This window comes from Streptomyces sp. NPDC006430, assembly GCF_040612395.1.
Taxonomy (GTDB): Bacteria; Actinomycetota; Actinomycetes; order Streptomycetales; family Streptomycetaceae; genus Streptomyces.
Genome location: NZ_JBEXQA010000004.1, coordinates 343,487 through 360,824, shown reverse-complemented (window position 1 = coordinate 360,824; position 17,338 = coordinate 343,487). Strand labels below are relative to the sequence as shown.

Genomic DNA, 17,338 nt, shown 5'->3' with positions numbered 1-17,338 from the left:
GGCCGCTTCCCAGGCGGTCGCTTCCCGGCCGGTCCGGGCAACGGCCGGGAGCAGCAGCCCGAAGGGCCCACCAGCACGTCGTACGAGCACAGCGCAGGGAGCGGATGCGGCAGTGAGCGGCCAGAAGACAGCGGTATCGGACCCGTACTTTCCGGCCAACGGCGACTCCCGTTACCGCGTGCACCGGTACGAACTCGCTCTGGAATACCGTCCCGGCCCCAACCGGCTGGCCGGGACGGCCCGCCTCAGCGCGATCGCGGGGCGGGCACCGCTCGCCGAGTTCCACCTCAACCTGGCCGAGTTCAAAATAGGCCGCGTCCTGGTGAACGGCCGGGCCCCGCACTACGCCCACCGGGGCGGCAAGCTCCGCATCCGGCCGGCCAAGCCGCTGCCCGCCGGCGCCGCCTTCACCGTGGAGGTGCACTGGGCGGGCAACCCCAAGCCGGTCCGCAGCCCCTGGGGCGGCCTCGGCTGGGAGGAACTGACCGACGGCGCCCTGGTGGCCAGCCAACCGGTCGGCGCGCCCTCCTGGTACCCCTGCAACGACCGGCCCGCCGACAAGGCCTCGTACCAGATCTCGGTCAACACGCCGTCCGCGTACACGGTGGTGGCCAGCGGCCGGCTGCTCACCCGGACGACGAAGGCCAGCACGACGACCTGGGTGTTCGAGCAGTCCGCGCCGACCTCCAGCTACCTCGTCGGCCTGTCCATCGGCATGTACCAGACGGTGCTGCTCGGGGACCCCGGGCTCGGCGGCGTCCCGCAGAGCGCCCACGTACCGGCGCACCTGCTGCCGCGGTTCTCCCGCGACTTCGCCCGGCAGCCCGCCATGATGCAACTGTTCGAGGAACTCTTCGGCCCCTACCCCTTCGGCGAGTACGCCGTGGTCGTCGCCGACGAGGAACTGGACGTCCCGGTGGAAGCCCAAGGCCTCTCCACGTTCGGCGTCAACCACGTGGACGGCGCACGCGGCTCGGAGCGCCTCATCGCCCACGAGCTCGCGCACCAGTGGTTCGGCAACAGCGTGACCATCGCCGACTGGCGGCACATCTGGCTGAACGAGGGCTTCGCGAAGTACGCCGAATGGCTCTGGTCGGAGCGCTCCGGCGGTCGCACCGCGCACGCGCTGGCCGCCGCCGCACACCGGCTGCTGGCCTCGCAGCCGCAGGATCTGCGGCTGGTCGACCCGGGCCGCAAGCTGATGTTCGACGACCGCCTGTACCAGCGCGGGGGCCTCGCCGTGCACGCGATCCGCTGCGCACTGGGGGACGGCGCGTTCTTCCGGATGCTGCGCGACTGGGTCACCGTGCACCGCCACGGCGTGGTGACCACCATCGGCTTCACCACCCATGCGGCCCGGTACGCGGCAGAGCCACTGGACGACCTGTTCTCGGCCTGGCTGTACGAACCGTCCCTCCCGCCGCTGCGCTGATCCCTGGCCCGTGACCCGGCGCCCCGGGTCACGGCGCCCGGGCGCCCGGCGAGCCTGCCGGGCGCCCGCGGGGCACCCTGGAGGCATGGTCCGAGCCAACGACCAGATCGAGGCCCTGCTCCAGGAGTACGCCGACCTCATCGCGATCCGGGGCGCGGAGGCCTTCAAGGCGCGCGCCTACGAGAAGGCCGCCCGCGCTGTCGGGGGCTGTCCGAAGGACGTCTCGAAACTCGACGTCAAGGAGCTGCTCGAAATACCGAACGTCGGCAAGTCGGTCGCCGCCAAGATCCAGGAGTACCTGCGGACCGGCCGCATGTCCGTCGTCGACGAGGCCAGGGCGTCCGTGCCGGCCGGAGTACGCGAGCTGATCGCGATTCCGGGGCTCGGCCCCCGCAAGGCCATGGTCCTCTACGGGGAACTGGGCATCACCTCCGTCGACCAGCTGATCGACGCCGTCCACCAGGAACGACTGCGCGATCTGAAGGGCTTCGGAGAGCGGACCGAGAGCAACATCCTCCACGGCATCTCCCTGCTGCAGAAGGCCGGTGAAGGCCGGATCCTCATCAGCGCCGCCATGGAGGCCGCCGAACAACTGGTCGCCGAGCTGTCGGACGTCCCGGGCTGCGTCCGCTGCACGTACGCGGGGTCACTGCGCCGCATGAAGGAGACCATCGGCGACGTCGACATCCTGGTGGCCGCACGCCGGTCGGCCCCGTTCATGCAGGCCCTCACCGCCCTGCCGACCACGGCCGAAGTCATCGCACACGGGGCGAAGAAGACGTCCGTACGGACCACCACGGGTCTCCAGGTGGACCTACGGGTCCTTCCCCCGGCCTCCTGGGGCGCGGGGCTCCAGTACTTCACCGGCTCCAAGGCGCACAACATCCGCACGCGCGAACTCGCGGTGCGCCAAGGCCTCAAGCTGTCCGAGTACGGGCTCTTCGACGCCGAGAGCGGCGAGAACATCGCCTCCGAGACGGAAGAGTCGATCTACGCCGGGCTCGGCCTGCCCTGGATCCCGCCGACGCTGCGCGAGGACCGCGGCGAGATCGCGGCCGCGCTGCGCGGCGAACTTCCCGATCTCGTGACGGAGAAGGACGTCCGCGGCGATCTGCACACCCACACGGACCTCACCGACGGGCTGGCCCCACTGGAAGACATGATCGCTGCGGCTGCGGCCCGCGGGTACGCCTACTACGCCGTCACCGACCACGCCCCGAACCTGTACATGCAGCGCATGACCAGTGAGAAGATCCTCGCCCAGCGCGAACGGGTACGCGCACTCGACGGCGCGCACCACACGATGCGGCTGCTGCACGGCACGGAACTCAACATCGGCCCGGACGGCTCCCTGGACTGGCCCGACGAGTTCCTCGCGGACTTCGACCTCTGCGTGGCCTCGATCCACTCCCACTTCGACCAGAGCAGGCAGGAACTCACCCGCCGTCTCATCCGCGCCTGCGAGAACCCGAACGTCGCCGTCCTCGGCCATCCCACGACTCGCCGGATCGGCAGACGCCCGGGCATCGACGCCGATTTCGACGCGGTCTTCAAGGCCTGCGCCAGGGCGGGTACCGCTTTGGAGATCAATGCCCATCCCGAGCGGCTCGACCTGTGTGACGAGGACATCCTGCGCGCGAGGGGCTACGGCGTGAAGTTCGCCGTGAACTCCGACGCCCACGCCACCACCCATCTGCCGTACATCCGCTACGGGGTGGCGACGGCGCAGCGCGGCTGGCTGACGACGGACGACGTCATCAACACGTGGCCGCTGACGAAACTGCGCCGCTTCCTCAGCAAGAAGGGCCCCTGACAGCCGGCGCGACCGGCCGACCAGAGCCATGTGGGAGATACCGGCCCGATTCACCCGTCGGGAGAAGCCGACCCGTGAGCGGTGTGCTTGTCCGCGGATTCAAGGTGGGCTTCAGGTCCGGGGAAGAAGACCGTCTCCCGGTCATCCTCCGCCCAGCGCACGACGTACGGCGGTGTGCCGTCCGGATGCTCGAGTCGCACGATCTGGCCTCGGCGTCGTTGCCCGCCCAGGTGCACGGACTCCACCACGATCCAGTCTCCGATGTGTGCGCGCATATGCACTTCCTCCGCCTGCTGCCCACCGGCATCCTCCACCAGTTCGAGAGTACGCTCCGAGCAGCCGCCGAGTTGCCGAGGCCGTAGGCGTCGACGGCGGTGGGCACGCGTCCGGTCCGCCGCGTGTCCGGGCCGCCCTTGCCACTGAGCAGGTCGTCCTGCGGCGCGATGGCCGACCTGTCGCGCGCCTGCACACCGGGCTGGCCGAGGCGGCGGCCGACAGCCCGCAGCCAGTTGTTTCTCCCCGCCAGGTGAGAACGCCCACCTGCGCAGGAGTCAGGTCCCGCCCCCCTGAGATCGCGCATCTCCCGCATCTCCCCTCGCCGGGACGTCCAGCGGCTCACGGAGGCGGCACGTCGCGAGGGCCGGTTCGTCCCGGCCATGGACCGTTCGGCCCCAGCGGCGATGTGCTCCACTGGAGAAGACTGGTCGAGGGGAACGGACCCGAACCGCGGCGCCGCCTTCCCCGAGGTGTCTTCCCGACGAATCGGCACCCGGCGAGCGGCATCGACCCCGACAGGAACGCGGAACGACCACGGCCCAAGAAGCCCGTCGGCGTCTGGGAACCGGCGGCACCGGGCCCGCCGACCATGGGAGCGCGTAATGGGAACCACGACGTCGGTCAGTGACGACATCCTGAGGAGTCTGTGCGGGGCCCTCGGGCCGACGACCTCGGTCTATCTGCGGCTCGAGCCGCGTCCGCAGCGGGAGGACGACGCCAGGCTGCGCTGGCGCGCGCTTGCCCGCCGGCTGGCGGACCTCGGTGCCGACGATGACACCCTCGCCGTACTGACACGGAGCGTCGACGAGGCGCTCCCCGGAACCGGGACACTCGCGGCCTTCGCGGCCGACGGCGAGCTCCGTTACTCCACGATCCTTTCCGGTGGCCGGGACGCCGACATCGGCATCCACGCACCCCTGCCGCATCTGGCACCGCTCCTGGAGTGGCGACAGGAGCACCCGGCCCGCGTCCTCGCCATGGTCGACCGCACCGGTGCCGACCTGGAGGCGTACCCCAGAGGAGACACCGAGCCGGTACGGCGCACCGTGACCGGCCCCGACGACGAGATCGAGCGCAACGCGCCCGGCGGAATGTCCCAGGGCCGTTTCCAACGGAGGGCGGAGGACTCCTGGGAGCACAACGCCGCACGCGCGGCACAGGCCCTGACCCGCGCGGTGTCGCGGGTCTCCGCCCATCTGGTGCTGCTCGCCGGAGACGTGCGGGCGCTCCAGCTCCTCACCAAGCACCTTCCCGACCGCGTCCGGCGTCAGGTCTCCGTACGCAATGTGAGCGGCGGACGCGCACCTGACGGATCCGCCCGGATCCGACACGAGCAGGTCGAGGCCGAGACCCACCGCGCGGCGCAGGAGCAGACGAGGGAGCTGCTGCGACGGTTCGCCGAGGAGCGGTCTCCAGGAGGGCGGGCCGTCGAGGGCGTGCACTCCACGCTGGGCGCGCTCTCCGAGGGCCGCGTGGAGACGCTCGTGCTCGTCGACGAGCCGGACGACCTGCGAACGGCGTGGTTCGGTCCGGCCGCTTCCGACGTGTCGGACCGTCGTCCCACGCCCTCCCGCGCCGCCGGCCCCGTGATCCGCGGCCCGCTGGCCGATGTGGCGGTCCGGTCGGCCGTGCTGTCCGGGGCGGACGTACGCGTCCTGCGTCCCGGCGCCGTCGGGGCTCCGGGCCACGGCATTGGGGCGCTGTGCCGGAGCGTGTGACAGCCGCTCGGCGGGATCGAAAGGTCTGCGATGTGTGGACCTCCTCGCCGGCCGGAAGGGCCTTCGGCCCCTGCCGGGCCCGCGGCCGGCCGACCGACTCCGGCTCGCTCACGAGACGCAAGGGGCGGACTGGCTTCGCCAACTCCTTCTCGCAGTGGAGGCCATCATGAAACGAACGCCGTCACAACCCTTCGTGGACGTACAGGTGGAGACCCGGGGCGGTGTGTCCGCGGAGGACACCGCCTATGCCCGGGACAAGGTGCGGGCCGTGTTCGGTCAGGCACCGGGGCCCGTGCTCTTCGCCCGGGTGAGGCTGACCCGGTTCGCGAACCCGGCGATGGAGCGCCCCGTGGTGGCCCAGGCCAATCTCGACGTCAACGGCAAGCCCGCCCGCGCACACGTGGCGGGCGTCAGCGTCACGGAGGCGGCTGATCTCCTCCGGGACCGGCTCGGAGGCGTGCTGGCGCGGATGGCGGAGCACTGGGAGGCCCGGCGCGGCCGCACGCATTCGCCGGGTGCCGCCCACGAGTGGCGGCACGGCGATGAGCCCGCCCACCGCCCCGGCTACTTCCCACGCCCGGCCGAGGAACGGGAGGTCGTCCGGCACAAGGCATTCGCCCTCGCTTTCGAATCGCCCGACGAGGCGGCCGACGACCTGGAGGGGCTGGACTACGGCTTCCAGTTGTTCACCGACGCCGGATCGGGCGAGGACAGTGTCCTGTACCGCTCGGACCTGGAGGGATACCGGCTGGCGCAGGTGCATCCGCGCCCCGACCTGATCGGCCCGGTGGCGGTGCCGCTGACCGTCAGCCCGGCCGCCGCCCCCCGCATGACCGTCGCGGAGGCGAGGGAACGCCTGGACGTCACCGGCTGGCCGTTCGTGTTCTTCGCCGACGCCGAAAGCGGCCGCGGGAACGTCCTCTACCACCGCTACGACGGCCACTACGGCCTCATCACTCCCATCGCCCCCACTGCCCACGAGCCGTCGCCCACAGCCACCTGAGCCGGACGAGCCGTGCGGCCATCCCAGGCCGCAACGACACGACCCACCGTTGATGTCGGCGAAACCGTGCTCGTGGCATGGGAACTGCTGCAGCGGTCGGGGTCCCGCCATCTTCCGGTCGTGCGTCCGGACGGCAGCTGCGCCGGCTTGCTGGACAGGGCTGATGTGGCGGTCGCCTGTGCGGCACCTGCCGTCTCGTTGTCCGCCCTGCGGGTGGACGACCTCCTTCGAGGTCAAGGACTGGCGCTCGTCCACGCGGAGCAGAGCGTACGCCACGCGGTCGACCTGTTCCCGGACCGCCGGACGTGACGCGTGAGCGGGGAAGGGGCGTGATGAGAACGGACGCCGCAGCAGGACGCAGCGGGTATCGCGGTGTTCCGCATACGGCGGACCTGCGGGTGGAGGGATGGGCTCCCACTCGGGAGGAGTGCCTCGCGCAGGCCGTACGGGGGGTCTGCGCGTCGTTCCTCGACTTGACGGGAGCCGTCGGAACACACCCGCGGGACATCGTGCTGCGGGCGGACCGGGACGAGGACGTGCTGGTCTCGCTTCTGGAGGAGGTCGTGTACCTGCTCGATACCGAGGGCGAGGTCCCGGTCGACGTAGAGCTGACCCCGGTCGACGGCGGCGTGCGCGGCGTTCTGCAGATGGCCGACGCCGGTTCGCTCCCGGTGACGGGTGCTGCGCCGAAGGCGGTCACCCTGCACGATCTGGCCATGGTCCGCGGGCCGGAGGGCTGGACGTGCTCGGTGACGCTCGACGTGTGACTCCCGTCCGCGAGGGTGTCGCCGCGCTGTCTCAGCCGGCCCCGTCCTTGCGGAGGAACCGGCGCAGGCGTCGCAGTGGCCCGGTGTTGATCACGTCGTCGGGGGTGAGCCATCCGCGTTGCGCCGTGCCGACACTTTGCCGGTACGGAAGTACTCGACGACTTTCTCGGCGATCGACCGGCCCACGCCCGGGATCTCCCGCAGACCAGCGGCGTCGAGGTGGGACACATCGGCGGGGTGACCGCCGCTCGCGCGGGCCGCCTTCTCGTAGGCGCGCTCCTTGAACGCCTCGCCTCCGGTGATGGCGATGAGGTCCGCGTACTCCAGGAGGAGCGCCTCGACCTCCGCGTTGGGCCGGACCACGTCTTCCAGTCCAGGAACCGTGCGCTCGACGTGCTCTCCGCCGCGCGAAGTCCCGACGCCGAGGGTCTACTGGAAGTCACGAGGCCCGGAGAGGGATGACGGGCATGGACATCACCCTGGTGCAGGAGACACCGTTCCGGTTCCGCATCGAGCGGCAGGACCCGATGCGCGTCCCCGGCGTCGTCTTCGCGACCCGGGAGCTCCTGCCACAAGCGGCCGGGGACAAGGCGCTCGAACAGGTCGCGAATGTGGCGACACTGCCCGGCATCGTCCGCGCCTCGTACGCCATGCCCGACGTGCACTGGGGGTACGGCTTCCCGATCGGCGGCGTGGCCGCCACGGACATCGACGCCGGCGGCGTGATTTCGCCCGGCGGCGTCGGGTTCGACATCTCCTGCGGCGTACGGCTGCTCGCCGCCGGCATCGACCGCGGCCCGCTGGCCCCCCGGATGCGGCGCTTGATGGACATCCTCGGCGACACCGTCCCGCGCGGCCTGGGGCCCGGCGGGCTGTGGAAGCTGTCCGGACGCCCCCAGTTGGAGGAGCTCATGGTCGCCGGGGCCGCCTACGCGGTCGAGCACGACCGGGGCGTGCCCCGTGACCTGGAGCGTTGTGAGGACGGCGGGACGCTGGCGGGGGCTGATCCGTCGCAGGTCGGCCAGCGGGCCGTGGACCGCGGGCTCCGGCAGGTGGGCAGCCTCGGGTCGGCCAACCACTTCCTGGAGGTGCAGGCCGTGGACCGCGTCTACGACGCCGGGACCGCGGCCGCCTTCGGTCTGCATCCGGGCCAGGTGTGCGTCATGATCCACTGCGGGTCACGCGGCCTGGGCCACCAGGTGTGCAGCGACCACGTCCGCGTGATGGACCAGTCCCTGCGCGCCTACGGCATCCACCTGCCGGACCGGCAGCTGGCCTGCGCGCCCGCCGTCTCCGTACCGGGCCGGGCCTACCTCGGGGCGATGGCCGCCGCCGCCAACTACGGACGCGCGAATAGGCAGTTGCTCACCGAGGCCGCACGCCACGCCTTCGCCGTCGCCACCGGGGCGGGTCTGGACCTGGTCTACGACGTCTCCCACAACATGGCGAAGATCGAGACCCACGACGTGGACGGCATACCGCGGCGCCTGTGCGTCCACCGCAAGGGCGCCACCCGGGCCCTGCCCCCCGGCCACCCGGACCTTCCGGGCGACCTCGCGGAGTCCGGGCAGCCGGTCCTGGTGCCCGGCACCATGGGCACGGCCTCGTACGTGATGGCCGGCACCGTCGGCAACGACGCCTTCTGGTCCTCCGCCCACGGCGCCGGACGTGTCTGGAGCCGCCACCAGGCATTGCGCCAGGTCCGCGGCGAGGAATTGCACCAGGAGCTGGAGTCCCGCGGCATCGCGGTCCGCCCGGCTTCCTGGCGTGCGCTCGCCGAAGAGGCGCCGGATGCCTACAAGGACGTCGACGCCGTGGCCGCCGCCACGGAGGGCTCAGGGCTCGCCCGGCTGGTCGCCCGCCTGGTACCGCTCGGAGTCGTCAAGGGATGAACAGCCAGGGGACCACCCACGGTCAGAATCGGGCCGTTGGGCGAGCGGTGGCCGCCATGTGGTCGGTGAACCAGCGGCGGGCGAGGTCGGTCACCTGGTGACGCCTGCGGCGCGGACCACCTCGCCGTTGAACAGACGGACGCCTCCCTCATGTCCGAGGGATCCGATCATGAATCCATCGCCGCCGTGGTGGGCGCGGTAGGCAACGACGCTGACGTTCCCGGCACCCACGGACAGGCGGTATTCACCGCGCACGGCCGCCCGGCCCTGCTCGACGAGCTGACCGTGCCGCCCGCACGGGACACCGCACGGTTCGGAACCCTGCCGGACACGATGCCCCTGATCGTCCAGCATGCGCCCGGAATCCCGTACCTGGCCGTGCGTGTGCGGTACGGCGGCCGCCACTCCCCGGATGCCGTCGGCACCGTACGCACTGCGCTCCTACGGCATACGAGGGGCCAGCGAGGAACAGGCCGACGCGGCCCTGGCCCGCGTCCTCGTCGGCACGGGGGCCGAACTGGTTGTCGTCTCCGAGCGGAAGCTGCGGCTGGTTGACGGAGTGGGAGCGCTGCTGCGCTACCCGGACCGCCATCCCTCGCGGGCACAGGCTTCCGGGTCATGGCTGCCACTGGTTCCCACCCGGCTAGGACCTGCCGTCAAAGTCCCCTCCGGAGGGTTCTACTTCGACTCCCTAACGGCCGGCGCGCCCCATGGCGCGGACCTCCCTCAGCCACCGTTCACGCCGTTCTTGGCTCGCCGACTGCATTCCGGCCAGGAGAGTGCGCCGGACCGGGCGGAATCCACAATGGCGCAGAACCTCATGTCCACCCGCCCCAGCGCCCTCCGCGTAGGCGTGCGCCAGGGCGGCGCAGTAGCTGCCGACGTCCGGATGGCCGTCGATGACGAGAATGCGCCGCACCCTTGCTCCCGCTGCGTGGTAGGTCCCCTCCAGGGGGACCTACCACGCCCTGGGCCGTCTGCCCCGCGCGCGGGGCAGAGTCACCCATGGGGAGGCACCTTCTGCCGACCTCGATGGAGGCACGACGTCCGCTCCCGCAGCCGGCGCCGGGCTGTGACTCCCGAGCAGCCCACGGTCTCGGCAGGGGCATCGCGCCGGGGAACACCGGTCCGCAGTGCGTACAGGATGCCGGCGAACGCCACCCGGTCGGATACACGGAGCCGCCTGGGGTGCTGGCGACGGCGCTCGGGCGCGGGCGGCAACAGCGGAGCCACCCGCGCCCACAAGTCGTCTTACAAGATCAGGGCGCACTCAGGGAGCCTGCTGGAGCAGATCACCGGGTACAAGCCCTGGGGGACGACTCCTTGTGGAACGATCTGTCATGCCTTGGTGACCGCCGGCGGGTTCCAGGTGCCGTCGAGCACCTCGGGCTCGGGCGCGTAGAGGCGCATGGTGATCCCCAGCGGGCCGGACGGAGCCGGCAGCCAGTTGGCCTCCCGGTCCGGGCCTGGGTTGTGCTGCGAGATGTATATGGTGAGCGAGCCGTCCTGCTGGTCGTATACCAGGTCGTCGCGGTCACCCAGAGCGAAGCGGTTGATCTCGTTCGCGACCTGGTAGCCCTCGGCGTCGTACATGGTCACCGACCAGAAAGCGCCGGCCGGGGGCATCGCGGCGGCATCGAACCTGAGGAGGTAGTCGTTGTCGCCGTTGACGGGGTCGCCATCGGCGTCGGCGACCAGGACCGGGTAGACGGCGTCCTCGGGAGGATTGGCGCCGAGACCGCCCGCGGCGACCCCGGCGCGTTTGAAGTAGCTGTTGCCGTAGACGCCCATGGTGTCGAGGGAGGTCCGCCAGCCGTTGGCCGCGACGCCGAAGCTCGCCATCGAGCCGAGGATCTCCGCGAGTGCCTCCTGCGCGCCGGCGTCGATCTCGGCGAGGTCGGCCTCGGTGAACCGGCCGGGATCGAACTTCTGGCCCGGCGCGATACCGAGGTTCGCGATCCGGGCCAGGACGGATAAGTCCGCGACGTGTGGCGGGTTGACCGCCAGCGCCTCGGCGGCCCAGCTGAAGAAGTCGACCGCGCTGAGCTTGTTCACCAGGGCGAGCGCGTCGGCCGTGACGTCGATGTCGCTGTCGAGGTCGTCGTACCCGCGCGGAGGAACCGCGGTCAGGGTGTAGCCGTCCTGGACCTCCCTGACGGCCTCGTAGTCGGCCGGGCCGTTGGTCTGTGTCCGGCCGATGATCCACACGTAGGGCGTCGGTGCCCGCAACAACGTCACACCGTCCTGGGGAGTGCCGTCGTAGTCGGGTCCGACGATGAGGTAGTCCTGGTCCCCGGTCCCGGTGGTGCGCTTGCCGACGGTGGCGAACACGTCGGTCCACATGTCCATCAGCGGGAGCATGAAGTACCGGTCGGCGGTATCGCTCACATGCAGCTCCACCGGGCCGCCGGTCAGGTCCAGCCAGGCGTTGGAATACAGCGTGTCGAAGTTCGGCCGCACCACGGCACGGAACTCCGCCGAAGGGAACTCGCGCAGGTGGTGGAACTCGTTCGGCACACCGTAGCCCGGCCACTGCACCGCCAGGGGAGAGGTGGCCTGTCGGCGGGTGACATCCATCATGACCAGCGGATAGAGATAGGTGTACGCCTCGCGGGCCAGGGTCCGCGGATCAGCCGACAGCATGCTCATGCTTCATCCCCTCCATAGTGTGACGAGTCGTTGACGACGGGTCAGGCAAAGTCTGGCGCTGCTTGATCCGCAGCGCCAGACCGCCTCGTGAGCCAGCCGCCGTTCCACTGTCGAGGTGGCTGCGAAGTCCGGGCCGAAGGGAGTTCGTGGAGGCCTTCCCGTTCGCCAGCGGCCTGGTGCGCTCGCCGCGTGGGGCGTCGGGGTAGTGCTCGTCGGGTATCCGCGGACTGCCCGGCGTCGAGCGCGGGTGGCGGGCGACCTCGACCGCGCTACCTCAGGCCAACGCGGTGACGATCAGCTCGTCGCCGTGGAAGCGGACCCAGACCCGCTCGTCGACGAGCTCGTGCGGGACCGAGTAGCGGACCGACTCGACCGAGATCGTGGAGTCCTTGCCGACCTTGCGGGTCTCGCCGAACGCCGCGGTGAACGGCTGCCCGGGCACCGGGTGCAGCCGCAGCCGTTCCTCCGCCAGTAGCTCGGCCGGGATCCGGCGGGTCTCGCGGTGTATTCGGCCGTTCACCTCGTTCATGAAGTCCCCGCAGGCCTGCTGCAGTTCGGCGAAGTCGCCGTACTCGGGTCGGAGGTTGACCGCGGTGGGGACCAGGTCCCGCTTCGGGATCCGGACCGTCGCGGTTCTCCGACATCGGGCGCACGAACATCCTGATGTACTCGCTCGTCGACCGTCTCTGGCGCACGGCCAAACAGGCCACCGGAATCACCAGGAAGATCACACCGCACTGGCTGCGGCACTTCTTCGCCTCGGCTGGCCTGTCGAAGGGCGTGCCAGTCACCGACATGGCCGAGTGGCCGGGGCACCGGGACCCGATGATGCTGGCTGCCCCTGCGTGGGCCCTCAGGCATCGGTGTGGTGGTCGTACCGGTGCCTGAGGGGCGAATTATGGTGTCCCGCCACATACGCTCGTGACCTGCGGATTCCTATGGTGTGGCGACACGACGACGTCCCCCGAAGCTCCTTGGAAGTGGTGACCATGGCCGCCGCAACACCCGTACCCTCGCACCCCAGGCACCTCGCGCGCATCGTCGGCGCAAGCCTCATCGGCACCACCGTCGAGTGGTACGACTTCTTCCTCTACGGTTCCGCCGCCGCCCTCGTCTTCAACAAGCTGTTCTTCCCCAGCAGTGAGCCGCTGGTCGGCACCCTCCTCGCGTTCCTCACGTACGCCATCGGGTTCGCGGCCCGCCCACTGGGCGGCGTGGTCTTCGGCCACTACGGCGACAAGATCGGTCGCAAGAAGCTCCTCGTCCTCAGCCTCGTCATGATGGGCGGCGCGACCTTCGCCATGGGCCTGCTGCCCACCCACGCGAGCATCGGCGTCGGCGCCCCGGTCCTGTTGACCGTGCTCCGCCTGATCCAGGGCTTCGCACTGGGCGGCGAGTGGGGTGGCGCGGTCCTGCTCGTCTCCGAACACGGCGACGACAAGAACCGCGGCTTCTGGGCCTCCTGGCCCCAGGCAGGGGCCCCCGGCGGGAACTTGCTCGCCACCGCTGTCCTCGCGCTACTGGCCGCCGTCCAGTCCGACGAGACCTTCCTCGCCTGGGGCTGGCGCATCCCCTTCCTCCTCTCCGGCGTCCTGGTCGTGATCGGCCTGTGGATCCGGGTATCGGTCTCCGAGTCCCCCGTCTTCCTCGAAGCGCAGGCCAGGGCCGCCGAGCAGGCCGCCGCGGGCGTCAAGGAGAAGCTCCCCGTCGCGGAAGTGTTCCGGACGAACTGGCGCGGTGTCCTCACAGCGATCGGTACCCGCCTCGGCGAGAACATCTCCTACTACATCCTCACCGCCTTCCTCCTCGTCTACGTCACCAGCCACCTCGGACTGTCCAAGAGCAACGGTCTGAACGCCGTGCTCATCGGCTCCGCCGTCCACTTCGTCACCATCCCGGCCTGGGGCGCGCTCTCCGACCGCATGGGCCGCCGCCCCGTCACCCTGATCGGCTCACTCGGCATGACCGGATGGGCATTCGCGTTCTTCGCGATGCTGGACACGAAGTCGTTCCCCGCCATAGCCGCGGCCGTCACCATCGGACTCCTCTTCCACGGCGCGATGTACGGACCACAGGCGGCCTTCATCTCCGAGATGTTCGACACCACCGTCCGTTACTCCGGTGCTTCGATGGGCTCCCAGCTCGCCTCCATCATCGGCGGCGCCCTCGCCCCGATCGTGGCGGTCGAACTCCTCAAGGACTACGACGCATCCCTGCCCATCTCGCTCTACCTGGCCGGTGCGGTCGTCATCACCACCCTGACCGTCCTCGTGGCCAAGGAGACCCGCGGGCGTAGCCTGACCCAGAACCACACCCAGGCCGGCGCCACGGTCCCCGCCGGCCGCCAGGCCGCACACCACGCGGCCTCTGCCGACGGGTGAGCCGAACTGCCCCGTATCCGCCGGGTACCGGGCGGATACGGGGGAACAGCGTGCCGACCGGCACCTTCCGCCCCACCTCGTACGACCGCCGGTGCGAGGACACCACCGCGCATGTGACCACGGAGAGCGCCCCATGCCCACGACCGTGAAGGACCCCGGAACCGGGCAGCCGTGGTCCGCCCTGCGGCACCTGCTGGATCTCCTGGCACAGGGTGCGCCGCCCGAGCACTTCACCCGCCCCGCCGAAGAGGCCAGGGCCGCGAACATGGGCGAGTCCGAGGTCGCGGCGATAGCGGAAGCGACCCAGGTGGCACTCCGGATCCGCCGCACCCTCAGCCAGCACCGACGCCGCGAGGCCGAACTCGCCGCCCTCTTCGACAGCGCCGGTGACCTCGCCGCACTCAGGGACCTGGACGCCGTCCTGAGGGCGATCACCCGCCGGGCCAAACTCCTCCTGGGCACGGACGTCACGTACCTGTCCCTCAACGACGACGAAGCCGGCGACACCTACATGCGGGTCACCGACGGCTGCGTCTCCGCCGCATTCCAGCAGGTGCGACTGGGCATGGGGGAGGGTCTGGGCGGACTCGTCGCCGAATCCGCCCGCCCGTACACCACCGGCGACTACCGCGACGACACCCGCTTCAAACACACCAGCACGATCGACGGCGCCGTCATCGAAGAGGGCCTGCACGCCATCCTCGGCGTACCCCTGCGGCTGGGCACCCGGGTGATCGGTGTCCTCTACGCGGCCGACCGCACCGCCCGCACCTTCGGCCCCGACGAAGTCGCACTGCTCTCCTCACTCGCCGACCACGCGGCCATAGCCATCGACAGCGCCCGTCTGATGGACGAGACCCGTACGGCTCTGGTCGAGCTCAACGAAGCCTCACAGACCATCGAGGCACACAGCGAGGCCATGCGACGTGCCGAGGAAGCGCACGACCGGCTTACCGACCTCGTGCTCCGCGGTGGCGATATCACCGACGTCGCCTCCGCCATCGGCGGCATCCTCCGGTGCGGCACCCTGATCCACGACGCGGACGGAGGCGAACTCGCCCGGGTGGGTGCCGAGGCCCTCCTCCCGCCCGCGCAGGCCGTCGCCGCCTCCCGGGCCGGGGGACGTGCGGTACCCGTGGACGGAACATGGGTGTGCGCCGTACTCGCCGGGCACGAGCTCCTGGGCAGCATCGCCCTCACCGGCCGCCCCGACCTCAGCGAGGCGGACCGCCGGCTCTTCGAACGTGCCAGTGTCGTCACCGCCCTGCTCCTCCTCCTGCGCCGCTCCGTCGCGGAGACCGAGGACCGCATCCGCGGCGAACTCCTGGGCGACCTCCTCACCCGAGCCACCGACCCCGGTACCCTCTCGGCCCGGGCCCGGCGGCTCAAGGTCAACCTGGACCACCCGCACACGGTCTTCGTCCTCCACGCCCCCACCGTCCCCCGGCCCCGGCTGCTGGCCGCCGCGGCCCGCACCGCACAGACCCGCCACGGACTGGCCGGCACGCACCACGAAGAGGTGGTCTTCGTCTGCCCCTCCGACACTCCCAGCGCCTGCGCCGCACACCTCGCCGACGAGCTGGGGCAGGCCATCGCCGCACCCGTCACCGTCGCAGCCGCAGGACCCGTCACCGGTCCGGAAGGCTTGGCCGACGCCCATGCGGAAGCCCTCCGCTGCCTGTCCGCTCTCAGCGCCCTCGGTCACCACGGGCGAGGAGCCGCACTCGCCGACCTCGGCTTCGTCGGAGTACTCCTCGGAGACCAGGCCGACCTGAGCGGGTACATCCACCAGACCCTCGGCCCGCTCCTGGAATACGATGCCAAACGCGGCACCGACCTCCTGCACACCCTCCAGGTGTACTTCGCCGCCGGGATGAACCAGACGAAGGCGCGCGATGCCCTGCACGTCCACATCAACACCGTGGTGCAGCGCCTGGACCGCATCGGGCAACTCCTCGGCCGGGACTGGCAACGCCCCGAGAAGACACTTGAGCTCCAACTCGCCCTCCGCATAGCGCAGGTGTCATCCGCCACAACCCAGGCCGGCGGCCCGCGAGGTTGATCCGGGCTGGCCGGGCGTCCGGCCCCGGTTCCCGCTGACCAGCACGGTACGACCGGAGTCCTGCTTGCCTGCTTGCCTGCCGGTCACCGGCAGCGCGCGCAATGCGGTCACGGCCTCTGCCGCCTGGTGGCCCGGCGGGCGGTCCGCCCCCGCCGTCAGCCCGAGAGCGCCTTGGCCCAGCCGCGGTTGACGGTCTTTCTCGCCTTCTCCGTCTGTGCTTTCGTCGGAAACGTCGGCGTGCCCTCGACCGTCGGCAGTTTCTCCGCGGCGGCCTTGTCGAGGGTGCCGTCCTTCTCCATGGCGTCCATGAGGACGGGGCGTGCATAGGCGCCGAGCCGGATGTTCTGGCCTTCCGGGCTGAAGAGGTACTCCTGCCACAGACGTGCCGCCGCGGGGTGCGGGGCGTCCTTGTTCACCCCGTTCGCGTAGTACTCGGCGAAGCTGCCGTCGAAGGGGATGGCGGTCCGCCAGTCGACGTCCGTGCCCTTCTTCCGGAATTCGTCGGCGTATCCGAGGTTGAGGAAGTCCCAGTCGATGCTGATCGGGGTCTGGCCCTTCGCGATCGTGGCCGCTGAGGATTGGACCGGGATGAAGTTGCCGTTCTTGCTGAGCTCGGCGAAGAAGTCGATACCGGGCTGGATGTCGTCGAAGGAACCCCCGTTCGCCAGGGCCGCCGCATACACCCCGGCGAAGGCGGAGCCGGACTTGGTGGGGTCGCCGTTGAGCGCGACCTGGCCCTTGTACTCGGGCTTGCGCAGATCGGCGAAGGTCGATGGACAGGTCTTGACGCGGTTGGCGTCACAGCCGATCGAGATGTAGCCGCCGTAGTTGTTGTACCAGCGGGCGTGTGGGTCCTTCTGGTGCTTGGGAATCTGGTCGTACGCGGCGACCTTGTACGGTGCGAGCAGGCCCTGCCGGGCCGCCGACTGCGCGAACGAGCCCCCCACGTCGATCACGTCGGGGGCGCGGCCCTCGCCCCTGTGCTCCTTCAAGGCGTTGATCTCGCTCTGGCTGGTGCCTTCCGGGTTCTCCACCGTGACCTTGATCCCGTACTTCTTCTCGAAGCCGTCGATCAGTGCGCCGTAGTTCGCCCAGTCTCTCGGGAGCGCGATCGTGTTGAGCGCACCCTCTTTCTTCGCTGCTGTGGTCAGTGCTGCCATGCCGCCGGCGTCCGCTGCGGACGTGGCCACCGCAGGTGCCCTAGGCGCGGCGGTGGGCTTGTCTCCGCAGCCACCGAGGGGAGCCGCCGCGAGAGCCAGGCAGGCGGCGACGGAAGCTGTTCGGAGACGGGGTGTGGGCACAAAGGCTCCATAACGGGCGGTCGCGTACTGATCGAGGCCAGCGT

14 protein-coding genes and 3 pseudogenes are annotated in these 17,338 nt (G+C 70.5%); 10 read left to right on the top strand and 7 right to left on the bottom strand.

Annotation, left to right across the window (positions count from 1 at the left end):
* The first annotated feature begins 112 nt into the window (after positions 1-112).
* Both ABZZ20_RS09475 and polX read left to right on the top strand, forming a co-directional pair.
* The gene (locus ABZZ20_RS09475) at positions 113-1,432 is read left to right on the top strand and encodes a M1 family metallopeptidase (RefSeq protein ID WP_356868471.1); all 1,320 of its coding nucleotides are present in this window, start codon (positions 113-115) and stop codon (positions 1,430-1,432) included.
* An 85-nt stretch (positions 1,433-1,517) separates the two neighbouring features.
* Positions 1,518-3,245, top strand: coding sequence for a DNA polymerase/3'-5' exonuclease PolX (gene polX, locus ABZZ20_RS09470; protein ID WP_356868469.1), 1,728 nt, complete (start codon positions 1,518-1,520; stop codon positions 3,243-3,245).
* 50 nt (positions 3,246-3,295) lie between these two features.
* On the opposite strand, the gene ABZZ20_RS09465 is transcribed toward polX, so the two are convergent.
* Positions 3,296-3,559, bottom strand: coding sequence for a DUF1918 domain-containing protein (locus ABZZ20_RS09465; protein WP_356868467.1), 264 nt, complete (start codon positions 3,557-3,559; stop codon positions 3,296-3,298).
* Positions 3,560-4,123: 564 nt separating this feature from the next.
* Here ABZZ20_RS09465 and ABZZ20_RS09460 point away from each other — a divergent pair.
* The 4 genes from ABZZ20_RS09460 to ABZZ20_RS09445 all read left to right on the top strand — a co-directional run bounded on the left by ABZZ20_RS09460 (position 4,124) and on the right by ABZZ20_RS09445 (position 7,009).
* Positions 4,124-5,239, top strand: a complete 1,116-nt coding sequence (locus tag ABZZ20_RS09460) for a Vms1/Ankzf1 family peptidyl-tRNA hydrolase (protein WP_356868465.1) — start codon at positions 4,124-4,126, stop codon at positions 5,237-5,239.
* A gap of 166 nt (positions 5,240-5,405) precedes the next feature.
* Positions 5,406-6,242: a sigma 54 modulation/S30EA ribosomal C-terminal domain-containing protein gene (locus ABZZ20_RS09455; protein WP_356868463.1), complete on the top strand. Its 837-nt coding sequence runs from the start codon at positions 5,406-5,408 to the stop codon at positions 6,240-6,242.
* 12 nt (positions 6,243-6,254) lie between these two features.
* On the top strand, positions 6,255-6,551 hold the full coding sequence (locus tag ABZZ20_RS09450; protein WP_356868461.1) for a CBS domain-containing protein: 297 nt from the start codon (positions 6,255-6,257) through the stop codon (positions 6,549-6,551).
* Positions 6,552-6,574: 23 nt separating this feature from the next.
* On the top strand, positions 6,575-7,009 hold the full coding sequence (locus ABZZ20_RS09445) for an archease (protein ID WP_356868459.1): 435 nt from the start codon (positions 6,575-6,577) through the stop codon (positions 7,007-7,009).
* Positions 7,010-7,135: 126 nt separating this feature from the next.
* Here ABZZ20_RS09445 and ABZZ20_RS09440 read toward each other — a convergent pair.
* Positions 7,136-7,372, bottom strand: a pseudogene (locus ABZZ20_RS09440) (helix-hairpin-helix domain-containing protein); the annotation flags it as partial.
* 104 nt (positions 7,373-7,476) lie between these two features.
* On the opposite strand from ABZZ20_RS09440, the gene ABZZ20_RS09435 reads away from it, so the two are divergent.
* Positions 7,477-8,901, top strand: a complete 1,425-nt coding sequence (locus ABZZ20_RS09435) for an RtcB family protein (protein WP_356868457.1) — start codon at positions 7,477-7,479, stop codon at positions 8,899-8,901.
* A gap of 90 nt (positions 8,902-8,991) precedes the next feature.
* Here the strand turns inward: ABZZ20_RS09435 and ABZZ20_RS09430 are convergent, their stop codons facing one another.
* The 4 genes and pseudogenes from ABZZ20_RS09430 to ABZZ20_RS09415 all read right to left on the bottom strand — a co-directional run.
* Positions 8,992-9,255 carry a hypothetical protein gene (locus ABZZ20_RS09430; protein ID WP_356868455.1) on the bottom strand — a complete coding sequence of 88 codons (264 nt, stop codon included), beginning with the start codon at positions 9,253-9,255 and terminating at the stop codon, positions 8,992-8,994.
* Positions 9,256-9,945: 690 nt separating this feature from the next.
* Positions 9,946-10,171, bottom strand: a pseudogene (locus ABZZ20_RS09425) (transposase); the annotation flags it as partial.
* Between the two features lie 68 nt (positions 10,172-10,239).
* Positions 10,240-11,550, bottom strand: a complete 1,311-nt coding sequence (locus tag ABZZ20_RS09420) for a DUF1254 domain-containing protein (RefSeq protein ID WP_356868453.1) — start codon at positions 11,548-11,550, stop codon at positions 10,240-10,242.
* Between the two features lie 178 nt (positions 11,551-11,728).
* Positions 11,729-12,181: pseudogene (locus ABZZ20_RS09415) on the bottom strand (IS21 family transposase); the annotation flags it as partial.
* Positions 12,182-12,213: 32 nt separating this feature from the next.
* On the opposite strand from ABZZ20_RS09415, the gene ABZZ20_RS09410 reads away from it, so the two are divergent.
* The 3 genes from ABZZ20_RS09410 (at position 12,214) to ABZZ20_RS09400 (ending at position 15,993) form a co-directional block, all read left to right on the top strand.
* A complete protein-coding gene (locus tag ABZZ20_RS09410; protein WP_356868451.1) occupies positions 12,214-12,438 on the top strand; it encodes a tyrosine-type recombinase/integrase in 225 nt (74 codons plus the stop codon).
* A gap of 101 nt (positions 12,439-12,539) precedes the next feature.
* Positions 12,540-13,931 (top strand): MFS transporter, encoded by a 1,392-nt coding sequence (locus ABZZ20_RS09405; protein WP_356868449.1) that lies wholly within the window; start codon positions 12,540-12,542, stop codon positions 13,929-13,931.
* A 133-nt stretch (positions 13,932-14,064) separates the two neighbouring features.
* On the top strand, positions 14,065-15,993 hold the full coding sequence (locus ABZZ20_RS09400; RefSeq protein WP_356868447.1) for a GAF domain-containing protein: 1,929 nt from the start codon (positions 14,065-14,067) through the stop codon (positions 15,991-15,993).
* A 155-nt stretch (positions 15,994-16,148) separates the two neighbouring features.
* Here ABZZ20_RS09400 and ABZZ20_RS09395 read toward each other — a convergent pair whose 3' ends face one another.
* Entirely contained in the window at positions 16,149-17,294 is a 1,146-nt protein-coding gene (locus ABZZ20_RS09395; protein ID WP_356868444.1) for an extracellular solute-binding protein, read from the bottom strand.
* Positions 17,295-17,338: the final 44 nt, after the last annotated feature.